This is a genomic window from Rhizobium freirei PRF 81, from assembly GCF_000359745.1.
Classification (GTDB): Bacteria; Pseudomonadota; Alphaproteobacteria; order Rhizobiales; family Rhizobiaceae; genus Rhizobium; species Rhizobium freirei.
The window spans coordinates 1-244 of sequence record NZ_AQHN01000038.1 but is presented as its reverse complement, the minus strand read 5'-3'; the positions used below and the strand labels follow the sequence as shown (position 1 = coordinate 244).

Genomic DNA, 244 nt, shown 5'->3' with positions numbered 1-244 from the left:
CCCAGCGTTATGGTCTGGCCGGAGAGCTGCGCGCTGCCGCCGGCGGCCACCTTCGTACCGCTCAGCGTCAGGCTGCCTGCGCCGGCATCCATCTTCAGATTGCCGCCGGCCGTGACGCCGCCATTGGCGGCAACCACGGTTTGCCCGCCAATGTTCATCGTTTGGGCGGCGAGCGTGATGCCGTTCTCGGCATTGAGATTCATGTTGCCGCCGGCGAGGAAAGCGCCGCCATTGGCCTTGATGC

At 66.4% G+C, this 244-nt stretch carries 1 protein-coding gene; it reads right to left on the bottom strand.

The genetic code is table 11. From position 1 onward, the window contains the following. Positions 1-244: hemagglutinin repeat-containing protein (locus RHSP_RS08525; RefSeq protein ID WP_037150571.1), on the bottom strand; the 244-nt coding region annotated here is incomplete at both ends.